Raw genomic sequence first — 5,210 nt, forward strand, 5'->3', positions numbered from 1 at the left:
CCCCAGCACTGTTACCTGATCCGCAGCGTCGACCCGGTCGAGCCGCAGCTGGCCGTGCCCGATGCGCTCTATCTGCTGGCGCGCGGACCGTTTCCGGAAGTGGAAGAGCGAGCGCTGCTCGAAAAATACGGGATCGATGCCGTCGTCTCCAAGAACAGCGGCGGCGAGGCGACCTACGGCAAGATCGCCGCCGCGCGGGCGCTCGGCATCGAAGTGGTCATGATCCGTCGGCCGCCTCTGCCTGACGTGCCCTCGGCCGAAACCGTCGATGCGCTGGCGGCCAAAGTCGATCATCTTTTCGCGCCCGTTGCCGAACGCGGCGTGTAGACCAGCGCCGGCTTCTCGCCGCGCCTGATGATGCGGGTCTCGGGGGAGCCGATGATGATGCAGGTCGACATGTCGGCTTTTGCCGCATCGGCGTCCGCCAGCAAAAACACCTCAATACGCTCGTCCGGCCGGCCGGCGGCGCGGCCGAAGATCACCGGCGTGGTGCCGGGCAGGATCGCCTTCAGGCACTCGAAGGCTCGGCCGAGCTGCCAGGGGCGGGCCTTGCTGATCGGGTTGTAGAGCGCGATGACGAAGCCTGCTCCGGCAGCCGCCAGCAGGCGCAGCTCGATCAGCTCCCACGGCTTCAGATTGTCGGAGAGCGAGATGGCACAGAAATCGTGGCCGAGCGGCGCGCCGATGCGGGCTGCGACGGCAAGCATGGCGGTGACGCCGGGGACGACAGCGAGGTCGATGGCGCGCCATTCGTCGGGACCGGCCTCGATCGCCTCGCAGATGGCCGCGGCCATGGCAAAGACGCCGGGGTCGCCGCCGGAAACGACGGCGACGCTATGGCCCTCGGCCGCCTTGGCCAGCGCCTCGTTGGAACGGGCGAGCTCCTCGCGGTTGTCGGAGGCGATGCGGGTCTGATCCGGCCGCAACTCCAGCCGGTCGAGATAGGGCTTGTAGCCGTAGAAGAAGGAAGCCTCGGCGATGGCATTGGCAGCCTGCGGCGTGACCTGGTCGGCGTTGCCGGGTCCGAGACCGATGACGGTAAGGCGGCCACTCACGGCTTAGCCCCGGGCCGGGCGGACCAGCCGGCGACCAGCACGATGGCGAAATAGGGCGCCTTGTCGTCCGGCTTGTCGGCAAGCCGCATCGAGACGCTGCCCGGCATGGTGCCGCGCTCGACATAGACAGCCTTGGCCAGCTTGCCGGTCGCTTCCAGCGCGCGCCTGATCTTCGGCAGGTTGCGGCCGACTTTCATGATCACCGCGGCATCGGTGTCGGCCAGCCGGCGGGTCAGCTCGAACTCACTCATCGTGCCCGGCAGCACGGTCAGCACATCGTCGCCCTGGACGATCGGCAGGCCTGTGGCCGACCAGCAGCCGGACATGGCGGTGATGCCGGGGATGACTTCGGTCGGAAAGCGGTGCGCCAGGCGCACATGCAGATGCATGTAGGAGCCGTAGAAGAGCGGATCGCCCTCCGACAGCACCGCCACCATCCTGCCGGCGCCGAGATGCTCGGCGACTTGTTCGGCCGACTGCTCATAGAAATCGGCGATCTGCGCGCGATAGTCTTCGTGATCCTTGTCGATCTCGGTGGTCACCGGATAGAGCAGCGGCAGCTCGACCATGTCGGGCCGGAAACGCGCCTCGACGATGGCGCGCGCATTGCTGTTGTTGCCGCGCTTGGCGAAATAGGCGACGACATCGGCCTCGGCCAGCGCGCGCGCGGCCTTCAGCGTCAGCAGCTCGGGATCGCCGGGACCGGTGCCGACGCCGACCAGACGGCCTTTTACAATTGCGTTCACAGGCCTGGCCTCGCCAAGGAATTGAGCGCGGCGGCGGTCATGGCGCTGCCGCCCAGCCGGCCGCGCACGATGGCATAGGGCACGCCGTAGGAATTCTCGGCCAGCGCATCTTTCGATTCTGCAGCACCGACGAAGCCGACCGGCATGCCGATGATCGCGGCCGGCTTCGGCGCGCCGTCGCGCAGCTTTTCCAAGAGATAGAAGAGCGCCGTCGGCGCATTGCCGATGGCGACGACCGAGCCGGCCATGCGCTCGCCCCAGAGGTCGATCGCCGCCGCTGAGCGGGTGTTGCCGATTTCTCTGGCGATGTCATGTGTGCGCGGATCGCGCAGCGTGCAGATCACCTCGTTGCCGGCCGGCAGCCGGGCGCGGGTGACGCCATGCGCCACCATCTCTGCATCGCAGAAGATCGGTGCGCCGGCGGCAAGGGCCGCGCGGGCCGCTTCAACGAAATCGTTCGAGAAAACGAAATGGCTGGCGGCTTCGACCTGGCCGCAGGCATGGATCATGCGGATCGCGACATCGGCTTCCGCCTCGGAGAAGCGCGACAGGTCAGCCTCGGCCCGGATGATGGCGAAAGAGCGCTCGTAGATCGCGTTGCCATCGTGGATATAATCGTAGGCGGCCATTCACTGGTTCCGTCGATAGAGTTCGGCGATGCGGGCCGCGCCAAGCCTTGTGAGGCAAGCGGCGGCGGTCTCGCCTTGATGTCGTTCACCGCGAACCGCAGCCGCAATGGCGGCGACCCCGCGCGCGGCGTCATAGCCCGGCCTGTATCCGGCAGGAAGGGCCTTTGCCGTCCCGTCCACGACAAGTCCGGCTCCGTTTTCGTCGCCGACTAAAGTGAGCATCGCCGCCCCGGGATGCGCGCAACCCTTGGCGCAGCCGGAAATGTGAAGCGTCAGCGAAGTGTCGAGGAGTTCGGGGCTTTCCGCCGCGATTGTCTCGGCGATGGCGCGGGTTGCGATATTGCCGGAAGCGCAGGCCGGCGTGCCGGGACAGGCGGCGATCCGCGTGCGCGGATCGGCGGGGGAGGTCACGAAGCCGAGCGTGGCGGCGGTGGATTGCAGCGAGGGGCTGGCGGACGGGGAGAGGCCGAGGACAAGCAGGGCGCGGCCGGGGGCGAGGCGGATTTCGGTCGAGCCAAGTTCTGCGGCCTTTGTGGCAAGCTCGACAAGGTTCTGCGCCGGCATGCTGCCGAAGGGCAGGGCGATGCCGAGGGCAGTGCCTCCCGCAAGACTGAAGGTGTCGATGGGACTTCCCGCCGGCTGGCGTTCCATCGCCCCCCTCTCTGTCCTGCCGGACATCTCCCCCTCAAGGGGGGAGATTGCCTTGCCACCGCGGCTTTCGCCAATCGCAGACGTGAAGACGTGCGGGTTCGCCGCAGAGAGGGAGCCGTCGGCAAAGCTGCCAATCTCCCCCCCTGAGGGGGAGATGTCCGGCAGGACAGAGAGGGGGGCGCCGGAGTGCCAACTTGCCAGTGAATTAAGCTGTCTCTCCGTGAGATCCCGCGTATGCGCCTGGCGGCCTTTTTCAGCGACCATTCGGAGCGCGGCCACAGTGACGTAGCGTGAGGCTTCTTCCTCGACCATTGCAAGTGGCTTGGCGCTTTGATCATCACCGGCAACAGATACAGCCCACAGGACGCCAGCGCCGGCCCGCACCGCCTTGAGCCTCACATCGGCCGCCACGGCATCCATCGTCAACTGCCCGCCGCCATCGACAAGCACCGATACCTTCGGCCCCAGCCTTGCCGTCAGCCCAGCTTCTTCGATCGCCGCCCTGAGTCGCTCGGCCAGCGGACGCGGGTCAGCAACCTCCTGCGGATCGATCCCCGCCAGCGGCCCCGTCTCGACGGGCACGCCGGTCCGCACTTCAATACCAAGCGCATCCACCTCAGCCGCCAGCATCCGGGCGCTTTCCGCGCTCAGTCCGCGGATCTGCAGGCTGCCGCGCGCGGTCACTTCCATGATACCATTGCCGTGGCGCAGGGCGGATTCGCCTAATCGGATCAGCAAGTTTGGCGCAAGTCCTCCAGTGACTGGATTGAGCCGCACCATAAGCCCATCACCAGTCTGCATCGGCGCGCTGAGGGCCGGGCAAGCGCCGCGGCGTGAAAAGGCGTTCATGCCGCCACCCCGTTTGTTTCGGCTTCGGCGATCAAGGCAGCGAGATCGTCGTCGATGGAATTCCTGAGCGGATGCCAGAGGCCTCGCCGCCGGGCAGCGAGGAAGCGCTCGGCGATGACCTTTGCGGCGGCAGGGTTCTCGCGCAGCAGGAAGGCGCGAACGTCCGGGTCGCCGACATAGGCGTCATGCACGGCCTCGATCAGCGCGCCGGAAATGGCATGGGTGGTCTCGGCGAAGCCAACCAGGCGGTCGACCGTTTCGGCGAATTCCGAGGCGCCGCGCGGGCCGTGGCGCATCTGGCCGGCGATGAAGCGCGGGTTGACGGCGCGGGCGCGGACCACGCGCGAAACCGCTTCGCCGACCGAGCGCGGCTTCGGCTTCTGCGGGTCGGTGGTGTCGAGCACAATAACGTCGGCGTTGCGGCCAAGCGCTGCAAGCGCCGCCGAAAAGCCGCCGATGAAGGCGACATCGGCCGAGCCTTCGAGGATATCGCGGCCCGGATCGTCGCCGGTGTGGACGAGCAGGTCGGCCTCGGCGATCCGTCCCTCGAAGGCACCGGGCGCGGCAATCGCTTCTCCGTCGGCGCCGCCATAGGCGTGCGAGGTGGCGTCGAGATAGGCGCGGCCGATCTCCTCGCGCACGCCCCATTCGCCGCGCGACAGCAAATCCTCGACACCGGCGCCATAGGTGCCGGGCGAGGTGCCGAAAATGCGCGGGCTGATCTTGCCATGAGCGCGCGTCGCCGCGGCAAGGGGGTTTTCCGTATCGTCCTCGTCGCGGCCGGCGACGGCGCTGGCGGCGGCGTCGATCAGCGCGATCTGGGTCGGGAACATGTCGCGGAACAGGCCGGAGATGCGCCAGGTGACGTCGACGCGCGGCCGGCCGAGCGCCGCCGGCGGCAGCACCTCGATGCCGGTAATACGCCCCGTGGCGGCATCCCATTGCGGCCGGCAGCCCATCAACGCCAGGCCTTGCGCGATCTCCTCGCCGCCGGTGCGCAAGGAGGCCGAACCCCAGAGGTCGATGACCAGCGAACGCGGCCAGTCGCCATGGCTCTGCATGTAGCTGCGCACCACTTCCTCAGCCGCCGCCTGGCCAAGGTCATAGGCGGTCGGCGTCGGCATGGTGCGCGGATCGGAGGTGAAGAGGTTACGGCCGGTGGGGAGCACATCGGAGCGGCCGCGCGCCGGCGCGCCGGCGGGGCCTGCCTTGATGTGGCGGCCGTCGAGCGCGGCGAGCAGGTTGGCTTTCTCGGCCGCCGCGCCCTGCCGGCGCAGCGG

6 protein-coding genes are annotated in these 5,210 nt (G+C 68.1%); 1 reads left to right on the forward strand and 5 read right to left on the reverse strand.

Features of this window, described 5'->3' with window-relative positions; translation table 11 throughout:
- Positions 1-327: precorrin-6A/cobalt-precorrin-6A reductase (locus EOA27_RS20610; protein ID WP_189562067.1), on the forward strand; the 327-nt coding region annotated here is incomplete at its 5' end.
- Here the strand turns inward: EOA27_RS20610 and EOA27_RS20615 are convergent.
- The 5 genes from EOA27_RS20615 to EOA27_RS20635 form a co-directional block, all read right to left on the reverse strand.
- Positions 291-1,055: a precorrin-3B C(17)-methyltransferase gene (locus EOA27_RS20615; protein ID WP_126082101.1), complete on the reverse strand. Its 765-nt coding sequence runs from the start codon at positions 1,053-1,055 to the stop codon at positions 291-293. The two genes, EOA27_RS20610 and EOA27_RS20615, sit on opposite strands and share 37 nt — an antisense overlap.
- The gene (locus EOA27_RS20620) at positions 1,052-1,801 is read right to left on the reverse strand and encodes a precorrin-2 C(20)-methyltransferase (protein WP_126082102.1); all 750 of its coding nucleotides are present in this window, start codon (positions 1,799-1,801) and stop codon (positions 1,052-1,054) included. Before EOA27_RS20620 ends, EOA27_RS20615 begins: the two co-directional genes overlap by 4 nt.
- Positions 1,798-2,430 carry a precorrin-8X methylmutase gene (locus EOA27_RS20625; protein ID WP_126082103.1) on the reverse strand — a complete coding sequence of 211 codons (633 nt, stop codon included), beginning with the start codon at positions 2,428-2,430 and terminating at the stop codon, positions 1,798-1,800. Before EOA27_RS20625 ends, EOA27_RS20620 begins: the two co-directional genes overlap by 4 nt.
- Complete coding sequence (cobG, locus tag EOA27_RS20630; RefSeq protein ID WP_126082104.1) at positions 2,431-3,930, reverse strand: precorrin-3B synthase; 1,500 nt, start codon at positions 3,928-3,930, stop codon at positions 2,431-2,433.
- Positions 3,927-5,210: cobaltochelatase subunit CobN (locus tag EOA27_RS20635; RefSeq protein ID WP_189562068.1), on the reverse strand; the 1,284-nt coding region annotated here is incomplete at its 5' end. The genes cobG and EOA27_RS20635, both read right to left, overlap by 4 nt.

It is taken from the genome of Mesorhizobium sp. M2A.F.Ca.ET.037.01.1.1, from assembly GCF_003998075.1.
GTDB lineage: Bacteria > Pseudomonadota > Alphaproteobacteria > Rhizobiales > Rhizobiaceae > Mesorhizobium.

What these genes read in the sequence shown, in the direction of transcription:
- EOA27_RS20625 (WP_126082103.1), bottom strand. Translation starts at nt 2,430, where the DNA reads ATGGCCGCCTACGATTATATCCACGATGGCAACGCGATCTACGAGCGC.
- cobG (WP_126082104.1), bottom strand. Translation starts at nt 3,930, where the DNA reads ATGAACGCCTTTTCACGCCGCGGCGCTTGCCCGGCCCTCAGCGCGCCG.